This window comes from Rhodanobacter sp. PCA2 (genome assembly GCF_013620825.1).
GTDB lineage: Bacteria > Pseudomonadota > Gammaproteobacteria > Xanthomonadales > Rhodanobacteraceae > Rhodanobacter_A.
Window position 1 is genome coordinate 161,340 of the sequence record NZ_NJIC01000020.1, and the last position, 26,963, is coordinate 188,302.

Here is a 26,963-nt window from a genome sequence, read left to right on the forward strand (position 1 = left end):
TCGCTACTCTGTAACCCACGCGTGGCGCCATGGTCAGACGCTGGCCGGTCGTTCCGGTGGCGATGGCGCCCACCCGATGCCCCAGGCAGATCGTCCGACTTGTCGGTGACGTCACGTTCGTCACCGTATGCTCCTGTTCCCGTCAGACGCAAGCAGCGTCTCGCACTGGCACATGTGCAATGCCCGCACGCTTGATCGAACCGCGACACGCGACTTCGTCACGCCGGCAACGACAAGGGGAAAACTGGACCCTGCCTGCATGGCACCGTGCGAAACCGCTTTACCGAAGTGCCGCTCCGGCGCCTCGATCCGTGCACAGCTGCAAGCCCGGATCGCCTGACGGGGCAACCGTTTCGCCCATGATGGATCAGGACGCATTGCCGGCCGCCGGGCGGCCCAACGAAACGCATCGATGAGCACCGAGCAAATCGGGCCGCAGAGCCCGGTCGTAGCGCAGGACAACACCGCGGGCCGCCCCCAGCAGCAGGAAATGCCGCTGGCGATCGTGCGTGGCGAACCCGTGCTGCAGATGCCGCAGGACCTGTACATCCCGCCGGACGCGCTCGAGGTCTTCCTGGAGGCGTTCGAGGGCCCGCTGGATCTGCTGCTGTACCTGATCCGCCGGCAGAACCTGGACATCCTGGACATTCCGATTGCCGAGATCACCCGGCAGTACATGGAATACATCGACATGATGCGGGAGACGATGCGGCTGGAACTGGCCGCGGAGTACCTGCTGATGGCCGCGATCCTGGCCGAGATCAAGTCGCGCCTGCTGCTGCCGAGGCCGCCGGTCGAGGAAGGCGTGGAAGACGACCCGCGCGCCGAACTGGTGCGCCGCCTGCAGGAGTACGAGCGCTTCAAGCGGGCCGCCGAGGACATCGACGCCCTGCCCCGCATGGAGCGCGATACCGCGTCCGCCCAGGCCGACACCGGCGAGCGCAACGTGATCAAGCTGCCGCCGCCGCTGGATCTCAAGGAAATGCTGCTGGCGCTGAAGGACGTGCTGCACCGCGCCGAGCTGTTCGGGCACCACGCGATCAAGCGCGAGGCGCTCAGCGTCCGCCAGCGCATGGGCGAGCTGCTGGGCAGGCTGGAAGGCCAGGCCTTCCACCGTTTCGAGACGCTGTTCGACGTCGGCGAAGGCCGCCTCGGCGTGGTGGTCACCTTCCTCGCCATGCTGGAGCTGGCCAAGGAAATGCTGATCGAGATCGTGCAGGAAGCGCCGCTGGCGCCGATCTACCTGAAGGCGCGGGTGGAACACGGCGAGGCGCCCATCGCCGACGAGGCGGAAACCGACGGGGCGAACGACCCCGCCGGGGAGTCGGCGTTCGAGACTCCGGACAACGCCGGCAACGGCACTCACTGAATCGGCACCCAAGGCCCATGCAGATCGAGCAACTCAAACCCATCGTCGAGGCGGCCCTGCTCGCCGCCAGCCAGCCGATGACCGTCGCCCAGCTCGGCGACCTGTTCGCCGAAACCGACGAGGTCGGCCACGAGCAGATCGCCCGCGCGCTGGAATCCCTCGCCGCCGACTGCGAAGGCCGCGGCGTCGAGCTGAAGGAAATCGCCTCCGGCTTCCGCTACCAGGTGCGCCAGGAAGTGCATCCCTGGATCTCGCGGATGTGGACCGAGAAGCCCAGCCGCTACTCGCGCGCCCTGCTGGAGACGCTGGCGCTGATCGCCTACCGCCAGCCGATCACCCGCCCGGAGATCGAGCAGATCCGCGGCGTGGTGGTGTCCACCAACATCGTCAAGACGCTGGAAGAGCGCGAGTGGATCCGCGTGGTCGGCTACCGCGACGTGCCCGGCAAGCCGGCGCTGTTCGGCACCACCCGCGCCTTCCTCGACTACTTCAACCTGAAATCGCTGGACCAGTTGCCGCCGCTTTCCGAAATCCGCGACATGGAAGACCCGCAGATGGGCTTCGAGCAGACGCCGCTGCCGGCCCGCATCATCAAGGACCTGCCGATCGATCCGGACGAGGAGTCGCCGGTCGGGGAAGAAACGACCGAAGCCGACGAAACCGGCACGGAAACCGCCGAACGCACCACCGACGACGCGGCCGGCCACGAGGCGGCGGCGGCGAACGAAACCAGCGCGGACGCCGCAAGCGCGTCCGACGAAACCGAAACCACCACCACTGCCGACGAGGCAGCGGCCCCCGCGGACGTCGACCACGACGCCGCCATCAAGCATTCCTGAGGAGTACCGCGCATGACTGCGCCGCAGAAATCCATCCTTTCCCTCAAGCGCGCCGCGCTCACCGATGCCGCGCCGCTGGAAGAGCGCCTGCACAAGGTGCTCGCCAACGCCGGCCTCGGCTCGCGCCGCATGCTGGAACAGCGCATCCAGGCCGGCGAGATCGAACTCAACGGCAGCCCCGCCAGCATCGGCACCAGCGTGCACGCGGGCGACCGCGTGGTGGTCGACGGCAAGCAGTTCGTGGTCGCCACCGACAACCGCGGCGACACCGAGGTGCTGATCTACCACAAGCCCGAGGGCGTGCTGACCACCCGCGACGACCCCGAAGGCCGCCCCACCGTGTTCGAGCAGCTGCCGCGCCTGAAGGGCGCGCGCTGGGTCGCCGTGGGCCGCCTCGACATCAACACCACCGGCCTGCTGCTGCTCACCACCGACGGCGAGCTGGCCAACGCGCTGATGCACCCCAGAAGCGGCATCGAGCGCGAATACCTCTGCCGCGTGCACGGCGAAGTGCCCGACGAGGTGATCGAGAAGCTCAAGGCCGGCGTGGAACTGGAAGACGGTCCCGCCCGCTTCGACGAGATCGCGGTGATCAGCCGCGGCGGCAGCCACAGCTGGTTCCGCGTGGTGATCCGCGAAGGCCGCAACCGCGAGGTGCGGCGCCTGTGGGATTCGCAGGGCTTCCTGGTGAGCCGGCTCAAGCGCATCCGCTACGGCGGCATCGAGCTGCCGCGCACCCTGCGCCGCGGCGACTGCGAGACGCTGGACGAGGAGTCCGCGAAGCAGCTGCGCCTGACCAGCGGCCTTGGCGCGCCGCAGCCCGTGCTCACCCTGAGCCCGGTGCTGCATCAGCGCCGCGCCAACCGCAACGTCACCGAGTACCGCCCCGAGCACGGCTCGGCCGGCGCATGGAGCGCCGGCTACCAGGACGAGGCACGCGAGCTGCGCGCGTTCGACCGCATCCGCGAGGAACCGCCGCGCGGCCGCCAGAAGCAGCGCCGCCCCGGCCAGGAAGTGAACGGCAACGTGGCCGTGCCCGAACGCGGGCCTGGCGCCAATTACCGCAAGAAGAACAAGCGCGGCGTCGCGCCCGGCCAGGAGCTGCCCTCGGTGCGCACCTGGTTCGCCGGCGACAGCCGCGATGGCACTGCCCGTCCAACCGGCGCTCCCGGCAAGCGTCGCGGCGGCAAGCCTGCGGGCGCCCGCGGCGCTGCCGGCCATGGCGGTGGCTACGCCAGCGCCAACACCCATGGCGGCTTCGGTGGCGGTGGCGGCCACAGTGCCGGCCACGGCGGCGAGGCTCGCCCCGGCGGCAATCGTCCGGGGGGCCGTGGCCGTCCGCAAGGTCAAGGCGGCAACAAATCGCCGCACGGCGGCGGCCGCCCCGGCGGCAACCGTCCGCACGGCCGCGGCGGCAACCGCTCCGGCAACCGTTGATGGTCCGCATCTATCACAACAACCGCTGCAGCAAGTCGCGCGCCACGCTGGCGCTGCTCGAAGGCCGCGAGGTCGAGGTGGTGAACTACCTCGACACCCCGCCCGATGCCGCCGAACTGAAGCAACTGCTCGAGCTGCTCGGCATCCCCGCGCGCCAGCTGCTGCGCAGCGGCGAGGACATCTATCGGGAACTCGGCCTCGCCGATCCCTCGCTAGGCGACGATGCCCTCATCGCCGCCATGGTCGCCCACCCGATCCTGATCGAGCGCCCCATCGTGGTCGCCAACGGCAAGGCCGCGATCGGCCGCCCGCCGGAAGCGGTGCTGGCGATACTCTGAAGACGATGGTTCGAACGGCGTGAGCGCGCGGATTCGTCCCGCCCTCAGGCCTGGTCGAGCGTGAAGGCGTCGGCGTCCATCCAGGCCGGGAAACGCTCGCGATGGGCGAGCAGCGGCGCGGGGTCGAGGGTGAGCGTGGCGACCTGCTCCAGCGCGCCGCATTCCACCAGCGCTTCGCCCACCGGGTCGATCACCGCGCTGTCGCCGGCGTAAGGCAGGTCGTTGCCGTCCACGCCCACGCGGTTCACGCCGATCACGCAGGCCAGGTTCTCGATCGCGCGGGCGCGCAGCAGGGTGCGCCACGGCTGGCGTCGCGGCGCCGGCCAGTTCGCCACGAAGATCGCGAGGTCGTAGTCCATGCCGCCCGCGGCGTCCGCCAGCCGGCGGTTGCGCAGCCACACCGGGAAACGCAGGTCGTAGCAGACCTGGGGCAGGATGCGCCAACCCTTCAGCTCCACGATCAGCCGCTCGCTGCCGCCGCCGTAGCGGGTGTGCTCGCCGGCCATGCGGAACAGGTGCCGCTTGTCGTACTGCTCGAACGTGCCGTCGGGCCGCATCCACAGCAGGCGGTTGTAGACGGTGCCGCCTTCGCGGATCGCGAGGCTGCCGCAGATCACCGCGCCCACCTCGGCAGCCAGCGCGCGCAGCCAGGTGACGCCTTCGCCGTCCATGCTGTCGGCGCTGGCGCCGGTGTCGTTGCTGAAGCCGGACAGGAAGGTCTCCGGCAGCACGATCAGGTCGCTGCCGCGCGCACGGCGCACCAGCGTGCCGTAGTAGTCGCGGTTGGCCGGTGCGTCGTGCCAGCGGGTGGCGCCCTGCACCAACGATACGGTCAGCGGTTGCAGGCTCACAGCTTGCCCAGCCGCTCGGCAGCCGCCTCCATGGTGGCGTCGCTCTTGGCGAAGCACAGGCGCAGCAGGCGCGTGCCGGGCGCGGTCTCGCAGAACGGCGTCAGCGGGATCGCCGCCACCCCGCCCTGCTCCACCAGCCAGCGACTGAAGGCAAGATCGTCCTCGTCGCGGATCGCCGAATAGTCCACCAGCTGGAAGTAACCGCCCGGCACGTCGAGCAGCTTGAGGCGCGAAGGCGCCAGCAGCGCGCGGAAACGATCGCGCTTGGCCTGGTAGAACGCGGGCAGCTCCAGGTAATGCTGCGGATCGCTGGCGAGGAACTCGGCGAAGGCCTGCTGCGCGGGATGGAAGCTGCAGAACGTGAGGTACTGGTGCACCTTGCGGAATTCCGCCGTGAGCGCGCGGGGCGCCACCGCGTAGCCCAGCTTCCAGCCGGTGCAGTGGTAGGTCTTGCCGAAGGAGGAGATCACGATGCTGCGCGCGGCGAGTTCCGGGTGGCGCAACACGCTCTCGTGCTGCCTGCCGTCGTAGACGATGTGCTCGTACACCTCGTCGGACAGCACCACGATGCCGGTATCGCGCACGATCGCCGCCAGCTCCTCGAGGTCGGCCGCCGACAGCACCGCGCCGGAGGGATTGTGCGGGCTGTTGATGAGGATCATGCGCGTGCGCGGCGTCACCGCGTCGCGCACGCGCTGCCAGTCCACCGAGAACGCCGGGGCGACCAGCGGGATGTGCACCGCCTTCGCGCCCTGCAGCTCGATGGCCGGTTCGTAGCAGTCGTAGGCGGGATCGAACACGATCACCTCCTCGCCCGTGCGCACCACCGCGGCGATCGCCGCGAACAGCGCCTCGGTGGCGCCGGAGGTGACGGTGATCTCGGCGTCCACGTCGGGGCGGTGGCCGTACATGCGTTCGGTCTTGGCCGCGATCTGCTCGCGCAGCGGCGCGGTGCCGTGCATGGGCGCGTACTGGTTGCGCCCCTCGTTCATCGCGCGCGTCAGCGCGTCGCGCAGACCCTGCGGCGGTTCGAAATCGGGGAAGCCCTGCCCCAGGTTCACGGCCTTGTGTTCCAGCGCGAGCTGGCTCATCACGCTGAAAATGGTGGTGCCGACCTTGGGGAGCTTGGTATCGATCTTCATCGCGTTGCCGTATGGAAGTCCAAATGGAAGCGTAGCATGCACGGGAACCATGACGGCGGACACCGCCGGACTCCCGGCCCCGAACGCCGCTACCGCCGCGGCTCCAGCTCCGGCAAGGGCCGCGTCTTGCACTCCTCGTGCCTGCGCAGGGTGGCGGCAGGCAGGCGCTCGGCGAGGAAATCCACCAGCGCGCGCACGCCCGGAAGCATGCCGCGGCGGCTGGGATAGACGAAGTGCATGGTGCCTTCCGGCGCGCTCCACTCCGGCAGCAACACCTCCAGCTCGCCGCGCGTCACGGCCGGCGCGCAGACGAATTCCGGCAGCATGGTGACGCCGATCCCGCGGCGCGCCGCCTCCAGCAGCATCGCGAAATCGCCGCAGATCAGCCGCGCGCTCACCTCCACGCTGACGCGCTCCCCGGCTGCGTCGATCAGCTCCCAGGTCTGCGGGCCTTCGTGCTCCGCCATCGACAGCGCCGGCAGTTTCGCCAGTTCCTCCGGATGACGTGGCCGACCGAGTGCGTCGAGCAACGCCGGGCTGGCCACCGGCAGCACGCGCGACTGGCCGAAGCTGCGCATCACCATGTTGGCGTCGGTATCCAGCTTGGTGCGCACGCGGATCGCGAGGTCGTAGCCCTCGCCCAGCAGGTCCACGCGGCGATCGCTGGAAAGCACGCGCACCTGCAGCCTCGGATAGAGCGCCATGAAGTCCGGCAGCACATAGGCCAGGATGGTCTGGGTCAGCGATACAGGGCAGCTCAGGCGCACCACGCCACGCGGCTCGGCACGCAGCTCGTCCACCGCGTCCTGCGCCGCGCGCGCCTCCTCCAGCACCGCGCGGCAATGCGCGTAGAAACGCTCGCCCACTTCGGTGACCACGAAACGGCGCGTGGTCCGCTGCAGCAGGCGCACGCCGAGGCGATCCTCCAGTTGCGCCACCCGCTTGCTGAGCCGCGACTTGGGCACGCCCAGCGCCCGCCCCGCCGCGGAGAAACCGCCGTGTTCCACCACGGCCGCGAAGAAATACAGGTCGTTGAGGTCCTGCAAGGCGCCACTCAACTGCAGCATCAGCGTTTCCTTTTCCGAACGACAGGGGGTGATACCGCCGGCCTGGCGCCGGATCGTTTCAAATATACCCCGGCTTCGGCCTTGCCCCCTGTCGAGCCGATCAGGGAATCCCCACCGGGATTCCCCTCCATCGCTGGCTGCAGACCCAGCCATTCGTCGATGCGAAACCGGTTTTCCGGCGCGGTCGACAGCGGAAAGGGCCCGGTTTCCCGACCTCCGAATCCCCGGCATTGACTGCCTGAAGCCTTGCTGCAGCTGGCTTTGGCCCACCGGTCGCCGCTGGTTCGGCGCGCACTCGCCGCACCCCTGCCATCAGTCATGTTGCCAAATTCGCTCAAGGCGCTTGACGGTCTCGGATATGGTGTTATAGTTCACTACAACACCGGTCCACGAACTCACTAGAGGAGAGCCGACATGAACGCCAAGCACGAGTCCAGCACGAACCGTCCCGCCGCCGCTGCCGACGACGTCTACGTGACTACCCTGATCCCGCGCCGCCGCTGGATCGCTTCCGCCGCCGCGCTGCTGATGACCAGCCTGACCCTGGCGGTGGTGAACCTGCCGGTTCCCACGCCCGCGGTCACCTCGATCAACGGCATCCGCGTGACCAACCTGGCCCCGGTCGAGGTCGTCCCGACCGCCGCCGACCTGAAGGCCGCATCGCTGCTGGAACATGCCGCGGTCGGCGTCACCACCCTGCCCGACGGCGGCCGTGCCGCGCGGATCGGGGCGCAGCTGGCCATGCCCTACTATTCCTTCGGTACCGCCACGGCCAGCGTCGCAAGCACCAAGGAATAATCCATGACCATCACCTGGAACGACAGCATCCCGATCTATCGCCAACTGCACCAGCGTGTGGTGGCGATGATCCTGGATGGCGCCTTGAACGAGGGCGACCCGCTGCCGTCGGTACGCCAGGTGGCCGCGGATTTCCAGATCAATCCGCTGACCGTGTCGAAGGCGTATCAGGAGCTGGTCGACGAACGACTGGTCGAGAAACGGAGGGGGTTGGGCATGTTTGTCATCGAAGGTGCGCGCGAAGAACTGCTGAAGTCGGAACGCGAGCGTTTCCTGCGCGAGGAATGGCCCGCGCTGTACGCCCGCCTGCAGCGGCTGGGCCTGGACCTGAAGACCTTGCTGCGCGAGACCCAGGCCGAGCCGGAGAAGCAGGCATGAACGCCATCGTCGTCGCGAATGGCCTGTCCAAGCGCTACAAGAACACCGTGGCGCTGGACAACGCCAGCTTCCGCATCGAGCCCGGCCGCATCGTCGGGCTGATCGGCCCGAACGGCGCCGGCAAGACCACCGCGCTGAAGGCCATCCTGGGCCTCACCGATTTCCAGGGCGAACTGTCCGTGCTGGGCCTGGACCCGCGCCGGCAGCGCGACAAGCTGATGGAGCAGGTCTGCTTCATCGCCGACGTGGCGGTGCTGCCGCGCTGGATCCGCGTGCGCGAGGCAGTGGACTTCGTCGCGAACACGCATCCGCGCTTCGACCGCAAGAAGTGCGAGGCCTTCCTGGCGCGCACCAAGCTGCAGCCCGACCAGCGCGTCAAGCAGATGTCCAAGGGCATGATCGTGCAGTTGCACCTGGCCCTGGTGATGGCGATAGACGCACGCCTGCTGGTGCTGGACGAACCCACGCTGGGCCTGGACATCCTCTACCGCAAGCAGTTCTACCAGAACCTGCTGGAGGACTACTTCGACGAGAACAAGACCATCATCGTCACCACCCACCAGGTGGAGGAAGTCGAGCACATCCTCACCGACCTGATGTTCATCCGCGACGGCAAGATCGTGCTGGACGCCGACATGGACGCCGTGGGCGAACGCTTCGCCGAGGTGATGGTGGGCGCCGACAAGGCCGCCGCGGCGCGCCAGCTCAACCCGCTGGACGAGCGCCAGGTGTTCGGCAAGAGCATCTTCCTGTTCGACGGCGCCGACCGCGCGCAACTGGAGGCGCTGGGCGAGATCCGCCGCCCCTCCGTCAGCGACCTGTTCGTCGCCACCATGAAAGGGACCTACGCATGAAAACCTTCTACTGGCTGGTGAAGCGCGAATTCTGGGAACACCGCGGCGGCTTCCTGTGGGCGCCGGTGATCACCGGCGGCGTGTTCCTGCTGCTGAACCTCATGGGCATCATCGCCGGCGAAGCCATGGGCAACTTCAATGCCCACACCAACTTCATCGGCAACAACATGGGATTGCTCGACCGTGCGCTGACCGACAACGATGCGGCCACGATCGGCATGGGGCTGGATTTCATGATGCTTTCCACCAGCATGTTCATAAGCATCGTGCTGGGTTTCGTGGTGTTCTTCTATTTCCTCGGCACGCTGTACGACGACCGCCGCGACCGCAGCCTGCTGTTCTGGAAATCGCTGCCGCTGTCGGACACCGCCACGGTGCTGTCCAAGGTGGTCGCCGGCACCATCCTGGCGCCCGCCATCGCGGTGATCTGCGGCGTGCTCACCGGCATCGGCATGCTGCTGCTGTTCGCCATCACCCTGTCGTTCCACGGCGTCAACCTGTGGCATCTGCTGTCCTATGCGCACCCGTTCCGGGTTACCGCCAACCTGGTGGGGACCATCCCGCTCTATGCATCGTGGGCGCTGCCAAGCGTCGGCTGGCTGCTGCTCTGCTCTGCGTGGGCACGCAGCAAGCCGTTCCTGTGGGCCGCGGTGCTGCCGGTGGCGGTGGGCATGTTCCTGGGCTGGTTCAACCTGATGGGAGCACGCCTGGTCGGTGGCGGCTGGTACTGGCGCGAGGTGTTCGTGCGGGCGCTGCTCAGCGTGTTCCCGGGCAGCTGGCTGGGTGAGCGGAACTTCGCGGAAGCGGGCAATGGACCGGGGCATGCGATGGACTTCCTGGATCTCGGCCACGTCTACGGCGTGATGGCCACGCCCACCTTCTGGATCGGCGCGCTCGCCGGAATCGCCCTGATCGCCGCCGCGATCTGGCTGCGCCGCTGGCGCGACGACACCTGACATCCCGCCGAATCCAACGGAGAGAACTTCCATGAAACGCAACGCCATCGCCATCGCCATCCTCGCCTCCGCCCTGCTGCTGCCGCTGACCGCCTGCAGCCAGTCCGACCAGGACACCACCCAGTCGGGCGTCTCCGGCGACCTCGCCAAGGCGGCGAAGGAAGTCAACGAGAAGACCTCTTCCTCCATGATCGGCGCCGAGGTCCGCAAGAGCATCGAGCAGGCCAAGAAGGAACTGGTCACCCAGGACGTCAGCGTAGGCAGCGTCCACTTCGGCAAGGACGACAAGGACTCGCATCACGACGACTCCCGCCCCAAGGCGGTGATCACGCCGCAGGGCGACCTGGTGATCGACGGCAAGCCGGTCACGGCCACGCCGGAGCAGCACGCCATGCTGCTGGATTACCGCCAGCAGATCATCGGCATCGCCTCAGCCGGCATGGACATCGGCGCCAGCGGCGCCGACATCGGCGTCGCCGCGGCGCGGCAGGCGATCCTCGGCGCGTTCACCGGCAAGAGCGACAAGGAGATCGAGGCCAGCATCAAGCCGCAGACCGACCAGATCGAGGCCGCCGCCATGCGCCTGTGCAAGCGGATGCCCGATTTGCTGGCCTCGCAGCAGAAACTCGCCGCCGCCATGCCCGCGTTCCAGCCCTACGCCACCATGACCCAGAAGGACGTGGACAACTGCGGCAAGGACACCGACCGGAACGGCAAGAAGGGTTTTGCCACGTTCTCCGACTGACCGGCGTCGCGAACATCACCCGTCCTGCCGACGCGCCAGACGGCATGGACGCGGGAGAGGCGAACCGGCACCTCGACGACACATGTCTTCCCCTGCCTGATCAACCCATAAGGAACCCCAGCATGCGACGCATGATTCTGCTTGGCGCCATCGCCGCAACAGCCATCGCCGCACTGCCGGCGCATGCCGATTGGTACGTGAAGATCCACGGTACCCGCGACAGCCTGACGTGGCACACCGACCAGGGCCGCGCCCTCGATCTGGCCTCGCCCGAAGGCAAGGGGGTCCACGTCGACAAGATCAAGCCCGCTGGCCGCGATGGCCTGCAGCAAGGCGACACGATCGTCGCCGTCGATGGCCAACCGGTGGCGCATGTGCTCGATCTGGTGACCTTTGCGAATGCGCACCTGCAATCCGCCTGCGAACTGACCGTGCGGCGGGGCCAGGGCAATGCGCAAGTGTCCTTGCCCGCGGGCGAACTGACCGCGCTGGTCCACCCCAGTCCCTGATCGGACTCGCTGCATCGCTCCCTGCCCTGATGGAACGCACATGAGCCCTCGCGACCGAACCGCACGGCTGTCCGGCCTGCTCTATCTGCTGGTGGTGCTGCTTGCGCCGTATCGCCTGATCTACGTGCCCAGCGCGCTGTTCGTGAGCCGCGATGCGGGCGCTACGGTCGGAAACATCGCCGCGCACGAAACCTTGTTCCGCATGGGTCTTGCCACCGACCTCGCCTGCGGAACCCTGATGGCGTTCGTGGCGCTGGCGCTCTATCGCCTGCTGGTCGACGTCGATCGCCGCCATGCCGTCGCGATGCTGCTGCTGGGCGGCGCGCTGGTGCCGGCGTTGTACTTCTTCAATGTGGTCAACGATGCCGCCGTCCTGCTGCTGGTGCACGGCGGCGATGCGCTGGCGGCGTTCGAGCCTGCGCAGCGAACGGCCCTCGCCATGCTGTTCCTGCGGCTGCACGGACAAACCGTCGGCGCCGCCGAGCTGTTGTGGGGGCTGTGGCTGTTCCCGCTGGCGCTGCTGGTGCTGCGCTCGGGTTTCCTGCCGCGCCTGTTCGGCTACGGACTGATCCTCAACGGTCTCGCCTACGTGGTCCAGAGCCTCGCCTGGGCCGTGCTGCCGGACTGGCAGGACACCCTTTCCGGCGTGCTGGCACCGCTGCAGTTCGTGGAAGTGTTGTTCATGCTGTGGCTGCTGGTGCTGGGCGCGCGCCGCGGCTTCCGGCGGAACCAGGCCGTATCCGTCGTGCCGACAGGCACGTAAGCAGCGTCTTCCAAATACAGGGGAACCGCCTTGAACACGAGCATCAAGCAGCCGCTGGAACACTGGCGCGCGCCCGTACAGATGAAACTGTCCGCGCTGTGGGCCTCGGTGATGTTCTGCTACATCTACTGCGACTACTTCGAGCTTTACACCCCGGGCAAGCTGCAGGAGATGCTGCAGTCCAGGCTGGGGCCGCTGGGCCCCGCGACCCAGGGCGTGCTGATGGGCACCGCGCTGATGATGGCGATTCCCAGCCTGATGATCTTTCTTTCCGTCGCCGCGGGGCCGCGCACCAGCCGCTGGCTCAACCTCGTGTTCGGCACGTTGTACACCGTGCTGATGGCGATGCTGGCGATCCAGGCCAGCTGGCATTTCTACCAGGGCTTCGCGGCGCTGGAAGCCGTGCTGACCGCGCTTGCCGTGCGCTACGCGTGGACCTGGCCACGCGCGCCGCACCCGGTCTGAGTCCCGCTTCACTCGCCGTGGATGCCGCCCTTGGTCAGCGCCAGCGGATCGAGCAGCTCCGCCAGTTCGGCTTTCGACAAGCCGGTGGTTTCCAGCGCCACGTCCATGATCGGCCGGTGCTGCTTGTACGCCAGCTTGGCGGTGGCCGCGCCCTTCTCGTAGCCGATCACCGGATTGAGCGCGGTGACCAGGATGGGGTTCATCGCCAGCGCCTGGTTCACCCGCGCCTTGTTGACGACGAAGCCGGCGATGGCCTTGTCGGCGAGCAGGCGCGAGACGTTCGCGAGGATGCCCAGCGATTCGAGCAGGTTGTAGGCGATCAGCGGCAGCATCACGTTGAGCTGGAAGTTGCCGGACTGGCCGGCGATGGCGATCGTCGCGTCGTTGCCGATCACCTGCGCGGCCACCATCGCGGCGGCTTCGGGGATCACCGGGTTCACCTTGCCGGGCATGATCGAGGAACCGGGCTGCAGCGCGGGCAGCTCGATCTCGCCCAGGCCTGCGAGCGGGCCGGAATTCATCCAGCGCAGGTCGTTCGAGATCTTCATCAGCGCCACCGCCAGCGCCTTCAGCGCGCCGGAGAGTTCCACCGCATCGTCCTGCGCGGCCATGCCCTCGAACGGGTTTTCCATCGCCTCGAAGCGCACGCCGGTGAGCTTCTTCAGTTCGCGCGCCACTGCCGCGCCGAACTTCGGATCGGCATTGATGCCGGTGCCCACCGCGGTGCCGCCCTGCGGCAGGCGACGCATGCGCTTCAACGCATCCTCGATGCGCGCGATGGCCGAACCGATCTGCGCGGCCCAACCGGACAGCTCCTGGCCGAAGGTCACCGGCATCGCGTCCATCAGGTGGGTGCGGCCGGTCTTGGCCACGTCGCGCAACTGGCGCGCGCGGCGGTCCAGGGCCTTCTTCAGCTCCTTCAGCGCCGGCAGCAGTTGCTCGTGCGCCACCAGGGTGGCGCTGACGTGGATCGCGGTGGGTATCACGTCGTTCGAGCTTTGCCCGTAGTTGACGTGGTCGTTGGGATGCACCTTGCTGCCCGCCTGCGCGGCGAGGTGGGCGATCACCTCGTTCGCGTTCATGTTCGTGCTGGTGCCCGAGCCGGTCTGGAACACGTCGATGGGGAACTGCGTGTCGTAGTCGCCCCGCGCCACCGCCAGCGCGGCCTTGCGGATCGCCGTCGCCTGCCCCTTCTTCAGATGGCCCAGCGCGTGGTTCGCCTCGGCGGCGGCCGCCTTGATCAGCCCCAGCGCGCGGATGAACTCGCGCGGCAGGCGCAGGCCGGAGATCGGGAAATTGTCGATCGCGCGCTGGGTCTGCGCGCCGTACAGCGCGTCGGCGGGCACCTTCAGCTCGCCCATGCTGTCGTGCTCGATGCGGAAGCTGCTCATGATCCGGTCCTTCTAGAGAGGGAAAACCGTTCGGTGGAAAATCTCCCGCCCGTCGCTCCAGCGAAAGCTGGAGTCCAGCGACTCTCGGCCACTTGAGGGCAAGAGCCTGGATTCCTGCCTGCGCAGGAATGACGGGCAAAAAACCTCGTTCGCGGCCCCTGACTATAGGCGCCGGGGCATCGCGCCGCAGTCAATGTAAAATGGCCGTTTTCCCGTGCCGGAACGCCCCGATGTCCAACCACGCCCTCACCGCCCTGTCGCCGCTGGACGGCCGTTACGCCGGCAAGGTCGAGCCGCTGCGCCCGATCTTCAGCGAATTCGGCCTGATGCATCGCCGGGTGCACGTGGAAATCGAGTGGCTGCTGGCGCTGGCCGGCGAACCGGGCATCGCCGAGCTGCCCCCGTTCACGGACACCCAGGTCAAGCAGCTGCACACCATCGCCGACAGTTTCGGCATCGAGGACGGCGCGCGCATCAAGGCCATCGAAGCCACCACCAACCACGACGTGAAGGCGGTGGAGTACTTCATCAAGGAACGCATCGGCAACGATGCCGCGTTGGCCCAGGCCCGGGAATTCGTGCACTTCGCCTGCACCAGCGAGGACATCAACAACCTCTCGTATGCGCTGATGCTGCGCGATGCGCGCGAACAGGTGCTGCTGCCGGCGTTCGATGGCATCATCGCGAAGCTGCGCGAACTCGCGCACGCCAACGCCGCGCTGTCGATGCTGTCGCGCACCCACGGCCAGACCGCCTCGCCCAGCACGCTGGGCAAGGAACTGGCGAACGTGGTGGCGCGCCTGGAGCGCCAGCGCAGGCAGCTCGCCGCGCTGGAAATCCCCGGCAAGATCAACGGCGCGGTGGGCAACTACAACGCCCACGCCATCACCTATCCGGAAATCGACTGGCGCGCGTTCTCGCAGCGCTTCGTGGAAGGCCTGGGCCTGGACTACAACCCCTACACCACGCAGATCGAGCCGCACGACGGCGTGGCCGAATACTGCGACGCCGTGCGCCGCGCCAACACCGTCCTGATCGACCTGGCGCGCGACGTGTGGGGCTACATCTCGCTGGGCTACTTCAGGCAGAAGCTCAAGGAGGGCGAGGTGGGCTCGTCCACCATGCCGCACAAGGTCAACCCCATCGACTTCGAGAACGCCGAGGGCAACTTCGGCCTCGCCAACGCGCTGCTCGGTCATTTCGCCGAGAAGCTGCCGGTCAGCCGCTGGCAGCGCGACCTCACCGACTCCACCGTGCTGCGCGCGCTGGGCACCGCGTTCGGCCACACGCTGGTGGCGCTGGAATCGCTGCAGAAGGGCCTGGGCAAGCTCACCGTGAACGCCGACCGCCTCGCCGCCGACCTCGACGCCAGCTGGGAAGTGCTGGCCGAAGCCGTGCAGACCGTGATGCGCCGCTACGGCCTGCCGCAGCCCTACGAACAGCTCAAGGCGCTGACCCGCGGCCAGGGCATCACCAAGGATTCCATGCGCGAATTCATCGCCAGGCTGGACCTGCCCGCCGAGGCGAAGCAGCGCCTGCTCGATCTCACGCCGGGCGGCTACGTCGGTCTGGCCGAGGGGTTGGCGCGGGAGATCTGATCCCCTCGGCCGCCCTTCGACCGCGGGCAAGGCGACCGCCAACTGCCCGGCCCGGAAACCGCAGCGTGAGAGCGCCACATAGCAACGCCTGCCGTTACTAACACGCCGCGTTATCACGGTCGCGTGATCAAGACCTTCCGCAGCGTCGACACCCGCGACCTGTTCGACGGCAAGCGCGTTCGCCGCTGGGTCAACATCGAAACCGTCGCCATGCGCAAGCTGGCGATGCTGCACCGCGCCGCCAGGCCCGACGACCTCCGGATTCCGCCAGCCAATCGACTGGAAGCCCTCAAGGGCGAGCGTGCCGGACAGCGCAGCATCCGTATCGACGACCAGTTCCACATCTGCTTCCGCTGGCGCGATGGCGACGCCCACGACGTCGAAATCGACGATTACCACCGAGGAACCCGCCATGCGTACCGTGCCTAATCCCAGCCCCGGCGAAATCCTCCTTGAGGAATTCCTCAAGCCGATGGAGATCAGCCAGTACCGCCTCGCCAAGGAAATCGGCGTGCCGGCACGCCGCATCGGCGAGATCGTCGCCGGCAAGCGCACCGTGACGGCCGACACCGGTCTGCGGCTGTCTGCCTTCTTCGGCAACTCCGAAGGTTTCTGGACCGGCCTCCAGGACGATTACGACCGCGCGGTAACCAAGAGCGTGCTCGCCGACACGCTCAAAAAGATCACACCCTGGTCGCAGCGGCACGCCGCCTGGCGACCGCGGTTGGCTACAAAGGACGGTGGGGAGGACGCAGGCGTCCGCCGTTCGGAAGAGGTGATCAAACGTGAGTTTTCTTCACCAGCCCTGCCGCCGCCATCGCCTCGCGCGCCGCTGACCCCGAGCCCACGCTTCTTGAACGCCGGCATTCGTCGGGCGACTGGCAGCGACGTCCAGCCAGAGATTCCGTTCACCCTGAGCGCAGGCCCGCAGGGCCGAAGTCGAAGGGTCGCCGCTGCGGGCGCTTCGACTCGACTTCCCCGCTCCCCAATGCGCGGTCATCCATGACCGCTCTCCGCGTGCGCCTGCTGCCGCAAGCTGCGCCCAGCGCAAACGGCGAAGGCCAGGCCGCGCGCTTCCGCGCGCGACCCGTTGCGGATCAGGCGTGAGCCTTCTTCACCAGCCCTTCCGCCTCCAGCGCCTCGCGCACCGCGGGGCGCTCGCCCACGCGCTTCTGGAACGCCAGCAGGGCCGGGAAACCGGACAGGTCCAGACCCACGGGCTTCGCCCAGTTCGTCACGGTGAACAGGTAGGCATCGGCCACGCTGAACTTGTCGCCCAGCAGGAACGGCTGCTTCTCCAGCAGGTTCTCGATCAACCGGTAGCGACGCTGCAGGTATTCCTTGCGCTCGGCGCGGGTGGCCTCGGGCGTCTCGGGCTGGAACAGCGGGCTGTAGCTCTTGTGGATCTCCGAGTTGATGTAGCCCAGCATTTCCTGCAGGTGGTAGCGCGACAGCGTGCCGTTCGCGGGCGCCAGGCCGCTGTCGGGCTTCTGGTCGGCCAGGTACTGCACGATCGCCGGGCCTTCGGTCAGCACTTCGCCGCTGTCCAGTTCCAGCACCGGCACGTAGCCCTTGGGATTGACCACCCAGAAATCCGCGCCGCTCGCGGTGCGCTTGGCCTTGGTGTCGACCTTCTCCAGCTTCAGCGGGATGCCGGCCTCCAGCGCCACGATGTGCGGGGAAAGCGAACAGGCGCCGGGGGAGTAGTAAAGCTTCATGCGGGGACTCCTGGTGGGGACGGGGAAACAGGCACGCGCCGTGCGGGACCGCGCAGCCGGGCTTCGCATGCTACGCCGCCATGGTTACCATTGGATACCATGCATCCCGCCATCCGCCGTCGAATGCGGTAACCCCGCGGTTACCACCGCCCTCACCCGCCACGAGCCAGACCATGGGCCTCCCCGTACGCAAGAGCAAGGTGCTGCCACCACCCACCTGCCCGCTCACCGAAAGCCTGGCGCTGCTGCGCGGCGCCTGGGCGCCCAACGTGATCTGGTGCCTCAGCGCCGAACCGCGCCGCTTCGGCGAACTGCGCCACGACATCCCGCGCATCTCCGCCCGCGTGCTGAGCGCGCGCCTGCGAGAACTGGAGTCGCGCGGCCTGGTATGCCGCCACCTGCTGGCCACCTCCCCACCTTCCGCCGAATACGCACTCACCGAACTGGGTCGCGAACTGCTGCCCGCGATCAAGGCGCTGGCGCAGGTGGGTCGGACGCTGATTGCGGAGTGGAATTCGCGGGCTTCGTTAGAGAGGAAGGCGCGGGTGGTGGGGTAACAACTCGTCCAAATCAGCGCCGCGTCGTAGCGCGGCGCAACTCAAGCGCCAAACACCTCACTCCACCTCATCCGACCCCTCGTTCACCCCCTCGAACAGGAAGGTCGACAGGTAGCGTTCGCCGGTATCCGGCAGCATGGCCAGCAGCACCGAGCCTTCGGGGGCGGTCTGGGCGACCTGCAGCGCGGCGGCGAGGGTGGCGCCGGAGGAGATGCCGGTGAAGATGCCTTCCTGCTGCGCCAGGGCGCGCGAGGTGTCGCGGGCCACGGTGTCGTCCACGGTCACCAGCTGGTCGACCACCTTGCGGTTGAGCACGGCAGGCACGAAGTCCGGGGTCCAGCCCTGGATCTTGTGCGGCGCCCAGTCCTTGCCCCCGAGCAGCGAGGCGCCAGCCGGTTCGGTGCCGATCACCTTCACTTCCGGGCGCGCCACCTTGAGCACTTCGCCCACGCCGGTGAGCGTGCCGCCGGTGCCCCAGCCGCTGACGAAGTAGTCGAGGCGGCGGCCGGCAAAGTCGCTGAGGATTTCGGCGGCGGTGGTCTGGCGGTGGTAGGCCGGGTTGGCCGGGTTCTCGAACTGGCTGGCCCAGAACCAGCCGTGCTTCTCGGCCAGTTCGCGCGCCTTTTCCACCATCCCGGTGCCGCGCGCAGCGGCAGGGGTGAGCAGCACCTTGCCGCCGTAGGCGCGGATCAACTTGCGCCGCTCGATCGAGAAGGTCTCGGTCATCACCGCCACGAACGGGTAGCCGCGTGCCGCGCACACCGCTGCCAGCGCCACGCCGGTGTTGCCCGAAGTGGCTTCCACCACGGTCTGGCCGGGCTTGAGCACGCCGCGCTGTTCGGCGTCGAGGATGATCGCCAGCGCAAGACGGTCCTTCACCGAGCCCGCGGGATTGAACGCCTCCACCTTCACGTACAGCTCGACGTGCTTCGGGGCGAGCCGGTGCAGGCGGACGATGGGCGTGTTGCCAATGGTGTCGAGGATGCTGTCGTAGATCATGGGAGGTCCGGCCAGTGGTCGAGGTGGAAAGTCCGGCGATGTTGCGCCGGGAACAGGAAGGATTTCGTCAAGCGCGGCGACGCTGGGGCACGGTGGTTTCGCGCTCGGGCTGCGCCGGCCTGAGCGGCCGCACCGTGGTGCGCGGCTCGCCCAGCGGCGGCGCGCCGAACCAGGCCAGGTCGTTGGCCAGTGCGGCCACCTCGCCCAGGATCAGCAGGGCCGGCGAACGCACCGCGTGCGCGGCGGCACGCTCGGGCAGGTTCGCAAGAGTGCCGGTGACCACGCGCTGGTTCGTGCGCGTGCCGTTCTCGACCAGCGCAAACGGCGTGCCAGCGGCGCGGCCGTGCGCCAGCAGGCGCTCGCGCAGCTGGTCCAGGCCGGCCACGCCCATGTATACCGCCAGGGTCTGGCGTTCCTGCGCCAGCGCGCGCCAGTCCAGCGTATCCAGCGAATCGCGGCAGTGCGCGGTGACGAAGCGCACCGACTGCGCGTGGTCGCGATGGGTGAGCGGCACGCCGGCATGCGCGGCGCAGGCCAGCGCGGCGGTGACGCCGGGCACCACTTCGTAGGGAATGCCGCGCTCGCGCAGGAATTCCAGCTCCTCGCCGCCGCGGCCGAACACGAAGGGATCGCCGCCCTTCAGCCGCACCACGCGGCGCCCGGCCCGTGCATGTTCCAGCAGCAATGCGTGGATCTCGTCCTGGGTGGCGTGGTGGTTGCCGGCCTGCTTGCCCACCTCGATGCGCTCGGCGTCGCGGCGCGCCAGCTCCAGCACTTCGGCGCTCACCAGGCGGTCGTGCAGGATCACGTCGGCCTCGTTCAGCGCACGCAGGCCGCGCAGGGTCAGCAGGCCGGGATCGCCGGGGCCTGCGCCCACCAGCACCACCGAACCGCCTGCCGCGACAGGCGCTGCGCGCAAGGCCAGCTCGGCCGCTTCCGCCGCCTGCGCCGGCTGGCCGCTGCGCAGCAGCGCGGCCACCGGGCCGTTGAACAGTTGTTCGTAGAAGCGGCGGCGCGCCGCGAGATCGGGATGGCGACGGCGGATGCGCTTGCGCAGCCGCGCCGCCAGCGACGCCAGCGGGCCCAGCGAATGGTCCAGCAGGCTTTCCAGCCGCTCGCGCACGAGGCGCGCCAGCATCGGCGCCGCGCCGCCGCTGGAGATCGCCACCACCAGCGGCGCGCGGTCGATCACCGCCGGCACCTGGAAGCTGGACAGCTCCGCGTCGTCCACCACGTTGACGAACACGCGCTGCAGCCCGGCCAGCTCCGCCACGCGGGTGTTCAGCGTGCGGTCGCCGGTGGCCGCCACCACCAGCCACACATAGTCCAGCCAGCCCGGCGCGAACTCGCCCGCGCGGTGGGCGATGCGACCCTGCCGCGCCCAGCGCTGCAGCTGCGGCGTCAATTCCGGCGCACCCACGGTCACCTGCGCGCCCGCCGCCAGCAAGGCGGCGGCCTTGCGCTCGGCCACGGCGCCGCCGCCCACCACCAGCACGGCGCGGCGGGAAAGATCGGCGAACAGTGGATACGGCTTCATGGCTGGATTTCGGCGGCATGTCGATGGAGCGACCACGCTACGCAGTGCACGCCGTCGGCGGAAATGACGATCGCGCCGGTGCATATGCCCATGCGACATGAAATCGCGTATCCAGCCGGCTTCCGCGTTTCGCTTCGTCCGGTTCAGCCGGGCCCCGCCCTCCCGTCTGGCGTGGCGGGCAGCCCGCGCCGGCCGGAACCATGCCGATCCGCGAATCTCATGAACGTTTATCCGTATAGACGTCCGAACAAAAATGCATATACACTCGCCCGCATGGTCATCACCCTTGCCCGGCCCAGCCTTTCCAGCGACCGTCCCACGCGGGACCGGACGGTGCGATGTATGCGTGCGCAAGCCACCGCCACGCCTCATCCTTCCTGACCGTCCTGGATCGTCATGACCCTGACCCAGCTCCGTTACCTCGTCGCCATCGCCGACTGCCGCCTCAACATCACCGCCGCCGCCGAGCATGTGCACGCTACCCAGCCCGGGGTGAGCAAGCAGCTCAAGCAGCTGGAGGACGAACTCGGCCTGCAGCTGTTCTCCCGCAAGGGCAAGAGCCTGGACGCGATCACCGATGCCGGCGTGCAGGTGATCGAGCGCGCGCGGGTGATCCTGGCCGAGGCGCTGAACATCCGCTCCATCGCCGCAAACCTGCGCAACGAGGCGCACGGCGAGCTGCGCATCGCCACCACCCACACCCAGGCCCGCTTCGCCCTGCCCGCCTCCATCGCCGCGCTGAACCGGCGTTACCCGCAGGTCAGCGTGCACCTGCAGCCCTGCGGCGACGCCGAGGTGCTGGACTTGCTGGAAGGCGGCCGCGTGGACCTGGCCGTGATCAGCACCTCCGGCGCCGCGCCAGCCGGCGGCATCGCCCTGCCCGCCTACCGCTGGAGCCGGGTGGTGCTGGTGCCGAAGAGCCATCCGCTGGCGACCCTGGGCCGCGAACCCACCCTTGAAGAGCTGGCCGCGCAGCCGCTGGTGAGCTACGACTCCTCCAAGCGGCCGGAATCCTCGCTGCGCCGCGCGTTCGCCACCGCCGGCCTGGTGCCGCAGATCGCGATGACCGCGGCCGACGCCGACCTCATCAAGACCTACGTGCGCGCCGGCATGGGCATCGGCGTGCTGGCCGAGATGGCGCTGCAGCCCGGCGAGGACGCCGACCTGCGCGTGATCCAGGCCGACGCGCTGCTGCCGCTGTGCACGACGTGGATCGTGCTGCGCAAGGACAGCGTGCTGCGCGACTACACGCTGGAATGGATCGCGCAGTTCGCGCCGCACCTGGACCGCAACGACGTGCGACGGCTGCTCACCCTGGGCATCGTGCCGGAAACGCCGCCCCGCGTGCCGCACTGGCGCGAGCGCGAGGGCGCCACGGCAAAGCGTGCCGCGGCGGCGACGTCGCTCACGGCAGTTCGTGGAGGCCGCACTCGCGCTTGAGCCCGAAGAAGCGGGTGTCCTCGGCGTCCATGCCCGGCTCCCAGCGCTGCGTGGTGTGGGTGTCGCCGATGGAGATGTAGCCCTGCTCCCACAACGGGTGGTAAGGCAGGTCGTGCTGCTGCAGGTAGCGACCCACGTCGCGGTCGCTCCAGTCGGCGATGGGGTGCAGCTTCCAGCGACCCTGCCGCCATTCGACGAAATCGATCGCGCGGCGGCTGCGCGACTGGCTGCGGCGCAGCCCGGCGAACCAGCCGTGCACGCCCAGCTCGGCCAGCGCGCGCTGCATCGGCTCCACCTTGCGGATGCGGTTGTAGCGGTCGATCCCGTCGATGCCCTGTTCCCACAGCTTGCCGTAGCGCGCCTCGGCCCAGGCGCGGCCGATCACCGGGCGGTAGACCTTGAGGTTGAGCGCAAGCCGCTCGCTCAGCGTGTCGACGAACTGGTAGGTCTCGGGAAACAGGTAGCCGGTGTCGATCAGGATCACCGGAATGCCCGGCGCATGGCTGGCCAGCAGGTGCAGCGACACCGCCGCCTGCGCGCCGAAGCTGGAGGACAGTGCATGCGCGCCGGGCACGTGCTCCAGCATCCAGCGCACGCGCGTCTCGGCGTCGCGGCCGGCCAGCCAGTCGTTGAGCGATTGCAACGCGGCAACGTCGTTGCCGTCGGCGGGAAGCGCGGGCGTGCTCATGCCAGCACCTCGGCGGGGATCTTTTTCGGCGGTGCGAGCACGCCGGCGCGCAGCAGGAAATCGCCGAAGTGCTCGCCGAGCGCGCGTTCGCCGGCGTAGCGGCCGAACAGCAGATCCAGCGCCTCGAGCAGGGCTGCCTCGTCCACGTTCTCGCGATAGATCCGATTCAAGCGCTGGCCGCGGAAATCCGCACCCAGGCGCAGGTCGTAGCGGCCCACGGCCCGGCCCACGAGGGCGATCTCGCCGAGGTACGGACGCGAGCAGCCGTTCGGGCAGCCGGACAGGCGCAGCAGGATGGGCGCGTCGAGCAGGCCGTGGCGGTCCAGCGAGGCTTCCAGCTTCGGCAGGAGCCGCGGCAGGTAGCGCTCGCTCTCGGCCATCGCGAGGCCGCAGGTGGGCAGCGCCACGCAGGCGATGGTGTGGCGGCGGATGCCGCTGTAGCGGCGGTAGCCGTCCATGCCGTGCGCGGCGACGATGGCGTCGATGCCCGCGCGGTCGGCCGCGTCCACATTCGCGACGATCAGGTTCTGGTTGCAGGTGAGGCGGATGTCGCCCGTGTGCACATGCGCGATGTCGCGCATGCCGCTCAGCCAGCGCGCCTCGGCGGTATCCAGCAGGCGGCCGGATTCCACCTGCAGGGTGAGATGCCAGCGCCCTTCGTGACCTTCGATCCAGCCGTAGCGGTCGCCGTTGTGGTCGAAGCGGAACGGCCGCGCCGGTTCCAGCGCGAAGCCGGCGCGCTTTTCGATCTCCGCCTTCACGGCGTCGAGCCCGTGCGTGTCGATGGTGTACTTGAAGCGCGCGTGCTTGCGTTCCTCGCGGTCGCCCCAGTCGCGCTGCACGGCGATGGCGGCCTCGGCCAGCGTCAGCAGGCGCTCGGGCGGCACGAAACCGATCACGTCGGCAAGGCGCGGATACGTGGTGGCGTCGCCGTGCGTGGCGCCCATGCCGCCGCCGATCGCCGCGTTGAAACCCACCAGCTCGCCCTGCTCGAGGATCGCGATCAGGCCCAGGTCCTGGGCGAACACGTCGATGTCGTTGAGCGGCGGGATCGCCACGCCGATCTTGAACTTGCGCGGCAGGTAGGTGGCGCCGTACAGCGGCTCGCTTTCGGCCTCGGCGGCCTCGCCCACCAGCTTTTCGCCGTCCAGCCAGATCTCGTGGTAGGCGCGCGTCTTCGGCTTCAGGTGTTCGGACAGCTCCGCCGCCCACGCATAGGCGGCGGCATGCGCCCGCGACTCCACCGGGTTGGTGTTGCACACCACGTTGCGGTTGACGTCGCCGCAGGCGGCGATGGTGCTGGCCAGCGCGTCGTTGATCGCGGCGATGGTGGGTTTGAGATCGTTCTTGACGATGCCGTGCCACTGGAAGGTCTGCCGCGTGGTGATGCGCAGGCCGCTGGAGGCGTAGTCGCTGGCGATCCTGTCGAAGGCCAGCCACTGCGCCGGCGTCATCACTCCGCCCGGCAGCCGCGCACGCACCATGAACGCATAGGCCGGCTCCAGCTTCTGCTTGCGGCGCTCGTCGCGCAGGTCGCGGTCGTCCTGCTGGTAGCTGCCATGGAACTTCAGCAGCTTGTTGTCGTCGTCGCCGATCGCGCCGGTGACCGGATTGGCCAGGCCTTCGGCGATGCTGCCGCGCAGGAAGCGGCTCGCGGTCTTGATGTGTTCGAGATGGGAGGGCATGGGGAGGTTCTTTATTCTTTTTGATCAGTACACGTCGCGGGCGTAGCGCCCTTCCTGCAGCAGTTCGGCCAACCAGCCACGGGCGTCCTCGGCGGAGAGGCCGCCGTGGGTCACCGCCACGTCGACCAGCGTTTCGTGCACGTCCTTCGCCATGTGCGTCGCGTCGCCGCAGACGTAGAGATGGGCGCCCTCGCGCAGCCAGGAGTACAGTTCGCGACCGTGCTCGCGCAGCCGGTTCTGGACGTAGGTCTTGGCGGCGGCGTCGCGCGAGAAGGCGAGATCGAGGCGATGCAGCGCGCCGTCCTTCAGCGCCTGCTGCCACTCGGTCTGGTAGAGGAAGTCCTGCGCGAAATGCCGATTGCCGAAGAACAGCCAGTTGCGCCCCGCGGCGCCGACGGCCTGGCGTTCCTGCACGAAGGCGCGGAACGGCGCCACGCCGGTGCCCGGCCCGATCATGATGATGTCGCGGCTGCCGTCCGCCGGCAGGCGGAAGCGTTCGTTCGGCTCCACGAACACCGGCACGCGCTGTTCGTCGCCGGCCGTGGCGAGGAAGGACGACGCCGCACCGAGATGCTCGCTGCCATGGGCGTGGTAGCCCACGACCGCCACGGTGAGATGCACCTCGTCCTCGCCCACCGCCTTCGGACTGGAGGCGATGGAGTACAGCCGCGGCGTGAGCGGGCGCAGCGCGGCGACCAGTTGCGTTGCGTCCCAGGCCACCGGGTGGCGGCGCAGCAGGTCGATCGGCTGATCCGTGTCGAGCAGGCGGGCCAGCGCCTCGCGCTGCTCGGGCTCCAGCACGCGCGCCAGTTCCGCATCGCCGCTGGCGGCAGCGTGCGCGGCCAGCAGCGGACGGCTCAGCCGGGTCAGCTCGCGCTCGTGGGTCAGCCAGCGCGACAGCGGCAGGCGGCGCCCGTCGTGCGCCACTTCCTGCTCGCCATCGAGGCGCAGCAGGCGCAGGTATTCGTTCACCAGCGCGGGCGGATTGCGCGGCCATACGCCGAGCGCATCGCCCGGCTCGTAGCGCAGGCCCGAGTCCTGCAGCGAGAGTTCGAGATGGCGCACTTCGCGTGCGCTGTCGCGCGAAACGATGCGCTGGTTCTCCAGCACTTCGGCGGCGTACGGGTTTTCGCGGCCGTGCAGCGCGCTGTGCACCGCATGGAGGGCCACCGGGCGCAGGTTCGCCGAGGCGGATGCGGGCGTCGTGGCCAGCGCTTCGCGCGCCTTCTCCAGCACGCCGTCGCTCCAGCTCGCTCCCACCGCCTCGAAATCCACGTCCGCCTCGCCCAGGTCGGCGAAGCGCTGCGCGCCGAGTTCGGCAAAACGCGCGTCGAGCCGGCGGCTCACCGCGCAGAACTGCGGGTAGCTGGAATCGCCCAGGCCCAGCACAGCGAACTTCAGTTGCGGCAGCTTCGGGGCGCGCTTGCCGCCGAGGAATTCGACGAAACCCAGCGCGTCGTCGGGCGGGTCGCCGTCGCCCTGGCTGCTGATCACCAGCGCGAGGTGACGCTCCTGGGCCAGCTCGCGCACGGGATAGGCGCCGGTGCGCAGCAGCCGCACGTTCAGGCCCGCCGCCGTGGCGCGTTCCGCCAGCTTCTCGGCCACCCGGCGCGAATTGCCGGTCTGGCTGCCGTAGAGCACGGTCAGCCGCTCGGGCACGGCCGTGTTCGACGCTTCGGCCGGGGCGTTGCCTGTCGGCAGCGCGACGCGCGTGGCCTGGGCCGCCAGCGCCGCGCTCCACGCCGAGATCCAGTACAGGTCCGCCGGCGGCAGCCCGTCGGTCAGCCGGTGCAGCAGCGCCAGCCGCTCCGCGGCCAGGCTCGGCGTCGGCAATATCGGTCGTGTTGCAACGCTCACGGTCTTTCCTTTTGGACGTCCATACGTCTTGAGGCTCATGCTAGGCCCATGGCCCGAAGCCCTGAAAACACTTGTGGTCATGTGCTTATGCGGGCCGCTCATTTCCGGACCGGCAGGACGCGTGCTGACATGCCACGGTCATCTTCTTGCGAGCGCCGATGAGCCCGCTGCCGGAATTCCTCACCTTTGCCGTCGTGGGCGCACTCGCGCAGCTGGTGGACGGCGCGCTGGGCATGGCCTACGGCGTGACCTCGGCCGGCCTGCTGCTGGGCCTGGGCATGCCGCCGGTGATGGCCAGCGCCAGCGTGCACTACGCCGAAACCTTCACCTGCGGCGCCTCGGGGCTCAGCCACCTCGCCGCGGGCAACGTGCGTCGGCGGCTGTTCCTGGCGCTGGCGATCCCGGGCGTGGTCGGCGCCCTGCTCGGCGTGTGGCTGGCCGTGCATATGCCCGCGTCGTGGATGCGCATCGCGCTCACGCCCTACCTGCTGGGCATGGGCCTGTTCCTGCTGCTGCGCGGCTCGAAGCGCCCGGGCGAACACGCCGAACCGCCCCGCGGCACACCGCTGCTGGGCGCCGCCGCCGGCTTCGTGGACGCGATCGGCGGCGGCGGCTGGAGCGCCCTCACCGCCACCACCCTGCTCGCCCGCGGGCTGCAGCCCCGCGTGGTGATCGGCAGCGTGCACCTGGCCAAGTGCATCGTGAGCATCGCCGCGAGCGCCGGTTTCCTGTTCGGCATCGGCGCCGGGCATGTGACGGCCGTGCTCGGGCTGATCGCCGGCGGCATCGTCGCCGCACCGTTCGGTGCGTTCTTCATCCGGCGCATCCCGGCCCGGGCAGCCACCGTGTTGGCGGGATTGGCGGTGCTGGCGCTGGGGGTGAACAACGCGGTGCGCGTTTTGCACTGAGGGTGGGGGTTTCGTGCATGGCACGCATTTCGAGCGGTTTCGTGCGCCCTGCGGGCGCCCGAGTCACTTTCTCT

The 26,963-nt window shown here is 68.8% G+C and carries 26 protein-coding genes and 2 pseudogenes; 18 read left to right on the forward strand and 10 right to left on the reverse strand.

Features of this window, described 5'->3' with window-relative positions; translation table 11 throughout:
• Window positions 1-490 precede the first annotated feature (490 nt).
• The 4 genes and pseudogenes from PCA_RS08630 (at window position 491) to arsC (ending at window position 3,983) form a co-directional block, all read left to right on the forward strand.
• The gene (locus PCA_RS08630; RefSeq protein ID WP_255436747.1) at window positions 491-1,369 is read left to right on the forward strand and encodes a ScpA family protein; all 879 of its coding nucleotides are present in this window, start codon (window positions 491-493) and stop codon (window positions 1,367-1,369) included.
• 17 nt (window positions 1,370-1,386) lie between these two features.
• A pseudogene (gene scpB, locus PCA_RS08635) lies at window positions 1,387-2,224 on the forward strand (SMC-Scp complex subunit ScpB).
• Window positions 2,221-3,645 (forward strand): pseudouridine synthase, encoded by a 1,425-nt coding sequence (locus PCA_RS08640; RefSeq protein WP_181302202.1) that lies wholly within the window; start codon window positions 2,221-2,223, stop codon window positions 3,643-3,645. Before scpB ends, PCA_RS08640 begins: the two are co-directional and overlap by 4 nt.
• Complete coding sequence (gene arsC / locus PCA_RS08645; protein WP_181302203.1) at window positions 3,645-3,983, forward strand: arsenate reductase (glutaredoxin); 339 nt, start codon at window positions 3,645-3,647, stop codon at window positions 3,981-3,983. The genes PCA_RS08640 and arsC overlap by 1 nt, the downstream gene beginning before the upstream one ends.
• A 44-nt stretch (window positions 3,984-4,027) precedes the next feature.
• Here the strand turns inward: arsC and PCA_RS08650 are convergent, their stop codons facing one another.
• From PCA_RS08650 to PCA_RS08660, 3 genes are all read right to left on the reverse strand, one after another.
• Entirely contained in the window at window positions 4,028-4,828 is an 801-nt protein-coding gene (locus PCA_RS08650) for an amidohydrolase (protein ID WP_181302233.1), read from the reverse strand.
• 2 nt (window positions 4,829-4,830) lie between these two features.
• Window positions 4,831-5,976 carry a pyridoxal phosphate-dependent aminotransferase gene (locus PCA_RS08655; protein WP_181302204.1) on the reverse strand — a complete coding sequence of 382 codons (1,146 nt, stop codon included), beginning with the start codon at window positions 5,974-5,976 and terminating at the stop codon, window positions 4,831-4,833.
• Between the two features lie 89 nt (window positions 5,977-6,065).
• On the reverse strand, window positions 6,066-7,043 hold the full coding sequence (locus PCA_RS08660) for a LysR substrate-binding domain-containing protein (RefSeq protein WP_181302205.1): 978 nt from the start codon (window positions 7,041-7,043) through the stop codon (window positions 6,066-6,068).
• A 414-nt stretch (window positions 7,044-7,457) separates the two neighbouring features.
• Between PCA_RS08660 and PCA_RS08665 the strand changes: the two genes are divergently transcribed.
• From PCA_RS08665 to PCA_RS08700, 8 genes are all read left to right on the forward strand, one after another.
• Window positions 7,458-7,841, forward strand: coding sequence for a hypothetical protein (locus PCA_RS08665; RefSeq protein ID WP_255436743.1), 384 nt, complete (start codon window positions 7,458-7,460; stop codon window positions 7,839-7,841).
• A gap of 3 nt (window positions 7,842-7,844) precedes the next feature.
• Window positions 7,845-8,219, forward strand: a complete 375-nt coding sequence (locus PCA_RS08670; RefSeq protein ID WP_181302206.1) for a GntR family transcriptional regulator — start codon at window positions 7,845-7,847, stop codon at window positions 8,217-8,219.
• Window positions 8,216-9,073 (forward strand): ABC transporter ATP-binding protein, encoded by an 858-nt coding sequence (locus tag PCA_RS08675; RefSeq protein ID WP_181302207.1) that lies wholly within the window; start codon window positions 8,216-8,218, stop codon window positions 9,071-9,073. Before PCA_RS08670 ends, PCA_RS08675 begins: the two co-directional genes overlap by 4 nt.
• Window positions 9,070-10,029 carry a hypothetical protein gene (locus PCA_RS08680; RefSeq protein WP_181302208.1) on the forward strand — a complete coding sequence of 320 codons (960 nt, stop codon included), beginning with the start codon at window positions 9,070-9,072 and terminating at the stop codon, window positions 10,027-10,029. Before PCA_RS08675 ends, PCA_RS08680 begins: the two co-directional genes overlap by 4 nt.
• 31 nt (window positions 10,030-10,060) lie before the next feature.
• A complete protein-coding gene (locus tag PCA_RS08685) occupies window positions 10,061-10,774 on the forward strand; it encodes a hypothetical protein (RefSeq protein WP_181302209.1) in 714 nt (237 codons plus the stop codon).
• A gap of 122 nt (window positions 10,775-10,896) precedes the next feature.
• The gene (locus PCA_RS08690; protein WP_181302210.1) at window positions 10,897-11,283 is read left to right on the forward strand and encodes a PDZ domain-containing protein; all 387 of its coding nucleotides are present in this window, start codon (window positions 10,897-10,899) and stop codon (window positions 11,281-11,283) included.
• Window positions 11,284-11,323: 40 nt separating this feature from the next.
• On the forward strand, window positions 11,324-12,046 hold the full coding sequence (locus PCA_RS08695) for a DUF4386 domain-containing protein (protein WP_181302211.1): 723 nt from the start codon (window positions 11,324-11,326) through the stop codon (window positions 12,044-12,046).
• A gap of 30 nt (window positions 12,047-12,076) precedes the next feature.
• A complete protein-coding gene (locus tag PCA_RS08700) occupies window positions 12,077-12,511 on the forward strand; it encodes a DUF6326 family protein (protein WP_219918623.1) in 435 nt (144 codons plus the stop codon).
• An 8-nt stretch (window positions 12,512-12,519) separates the two neighbouring features.
• Here PCA_RS08700 and PCA_RS08705 read toward each other — a convergent pair whose 3' ends face one another.
• A complete protein-coding gene (locus tag PCA_RS08705) occupies window positions 12,520-13,902 on the reverse strand; it encodes a class II fumarate hydratase (RefSeq protein WP_181302212.1) in 1,383 nt (460 codons plus the stop codon).
• Window positions 13,903-14,132: 230 nt separating this feature from the next.
• Between PCA_RS08705 and purB the strand changes: the two genes are divergently transcribed.
• The 3 genes and pseudogenes from purB to PCA_RS17560 form a co-directional block, all read left to right on the forward strand.
• Window positions 14,133-15,500 (forward strand): adenylosuccinate lyase, encoded by a 1,368-nt coding sequence (gene purB, locus PCA_RS08710; protein ID WP_181302213.1) that lies wholly within the window; start codon window positions 14,133-14,135, stop codon window positions 15,498-15,500.
• 123 nt (window positions 15,501-15,623) lie between these two features.
• Window positions 15,624-15,929, forward strand: coding sequence for a type II toxin-antitoxin system RelE/ParE family toxin (locus PCA_RS08715; protein ID WP_181302214.1), 306 nt, complete (start codon window positions 15,624-15,626; stop codon window positions 15,927-15,929).
• Window positions 15,913-16,134, forward strand: a pseudogene (locus PCA_RS17560) (HigA family addiction module antitoxin); the annotation flags it as partial. The gene PCA_RS08715 and the pseudogene PCA_RS17560, both read left to right, overlap by 17 nt.
• Before the next feature lie 463 nt (window positions 16,135-16,597).
• Here PCA_RS17560 and gstA read toward each other — a convergent pair.
• Window positions 16,598-17,218, reverse strand: coding sequence for a glutathione transferase GstA (gene gstA, locus PCA_RS08725; RefSeq protein ID WP_181302215.1), 621 nt, complete (start codon window positions 17,216-17,218; stop codon window positions 16,598-16,600).
• Between the two features lie 173 nt (window positions 17,219-17,391).
• Here gstA and PCA_RS08730 point away from each other — a divergent pair, with 173 nt between their 5' ends.
• The gene (locus PCA_RS08730) at window positions 17,392-17,775 is read left to right on the forward strand and encodes a helix-turn-helix domain-containing protein (RefSeq protein ID WP_181302216.1); all 384 of its coding nucleotides are present in this window, start codon (window positions 17,392-17,394) and stop codon (window positions 17,773-17,775) included.
• A gap of 57 nt (window positions 17,776-17,832) precedes the next feature.
• On the opposite strand, the gene cysK is transcribed toward PCA_RS08730, so the two are convergent.
• On the reverse strand, window positions 17,833-18,774 hold the full coding sequence (cysK, locus tag PCA_RS08735) for a cysteine synthase A (RefSeq protein WP_181302217.1): 942 nt from the start codon (window positions 18,772-18,774) through the stop codon (window positions 17,833-17,835).
• A gap of 67 nt (window positions 18,775-18,841) precedes the next feature.
• Window positions 18,842-20,311 (reverse strand): siroheme synthase CysG, encoded by a 1,470-nt coding sequence (gene cysG, locus PCA_RS08740; protein ID WP_181302218.1) that lies wholly within the window; start codon window positions 20,309-20,311, stop codon window positions 18,842-18,844.
• A gap of 396 nt (window positions 20,312-20,707) precedes the next feature.
• Between cysG and PCA_RS08745 the strand changes: the two genes are divergently transcribed.
• Window positions 20,708-21,751: a LysR substrate-binding domain-containing protein gene (locus tag PCA_RS08745; protein WP_181302219.1), complete on the forward strand. Its 1,044-nt coding sequence runs from the start codon at window positions 20,708-20,710 to the stop codon at window positions 21,749-21,751.
• On the opposite strand, the gene PCA_RS08750 is transcribed toward PCA_RS08745, so the two are convergent.
• From PCA_RS08750 to PCA_RS08760, 3 genes are read right to left on the reverse strand one after another with little or no spacing between them, the layout of a single operon-like run.
• Window positions 21,717-22,439, reverse strand: a complete 723-nt coding sequence (locus PCA_RS08750) for a phosphoadenylyl-sulfate reductase (protein WP_181302220.1) — start codon at window positions 22,437-22,439, stop codon at window positions 21,717-21,719. The genes PCA_RS08745 and PCA_RS08750 overlap by 35 nt on opposite strands.
• The gene (gene cysI / locus PCA_RS08755; RefSeq protein ID WP_181302221.1) at window positions 22,436-24,124 is read right to left on the reverse strand and encodes an assimilatory sulfite reductase (NADPH) hemoprotein subunit; all 1,689 of its coding nucleotides are present in this window, start codon (window positions 24,122-24,124) and stop codon (window positions 22,436-22,438) included. The genes PCA_RS08750 and cysI overlap by 4 nt, the downstream gene beginning before the upstream one ends.
• Window positions 24,125-24,148: 24 nt before the next feature.
• Window positions 24,149-25,981 (reverse strand): assimilatory sulfite reductase (NADPH) flavoprotein subunit, encoded by a 1,833-nt coding sequence (locus tag PCA_RS08760; RefSeq protein ID WP_343204430.1) that lies wholly within the window; start codon window positions 25,979-25,981, stop codon window positions 24,149-24,151.
• Window positions 25,982-26,139: 158 nt separating this feature from the next.
• Here PCA_RS08760 and PCA_RS08765 point away from each other — a divergent pair, with 158 nt between their 5' ends.
• Window positions 26,140-26,889, forward strand: coding sequence for a sulfite exporter TauE/SafE family protein (locus PCA_RS08765; RefSeq protein WP_181302223.1), 750 nt, complete (start codon window positions 26,140-26,142; stop codon window positions 26,887-26,889).
• Window positions 26,890-26,963 lie beyond the last annotated feature (74 nt).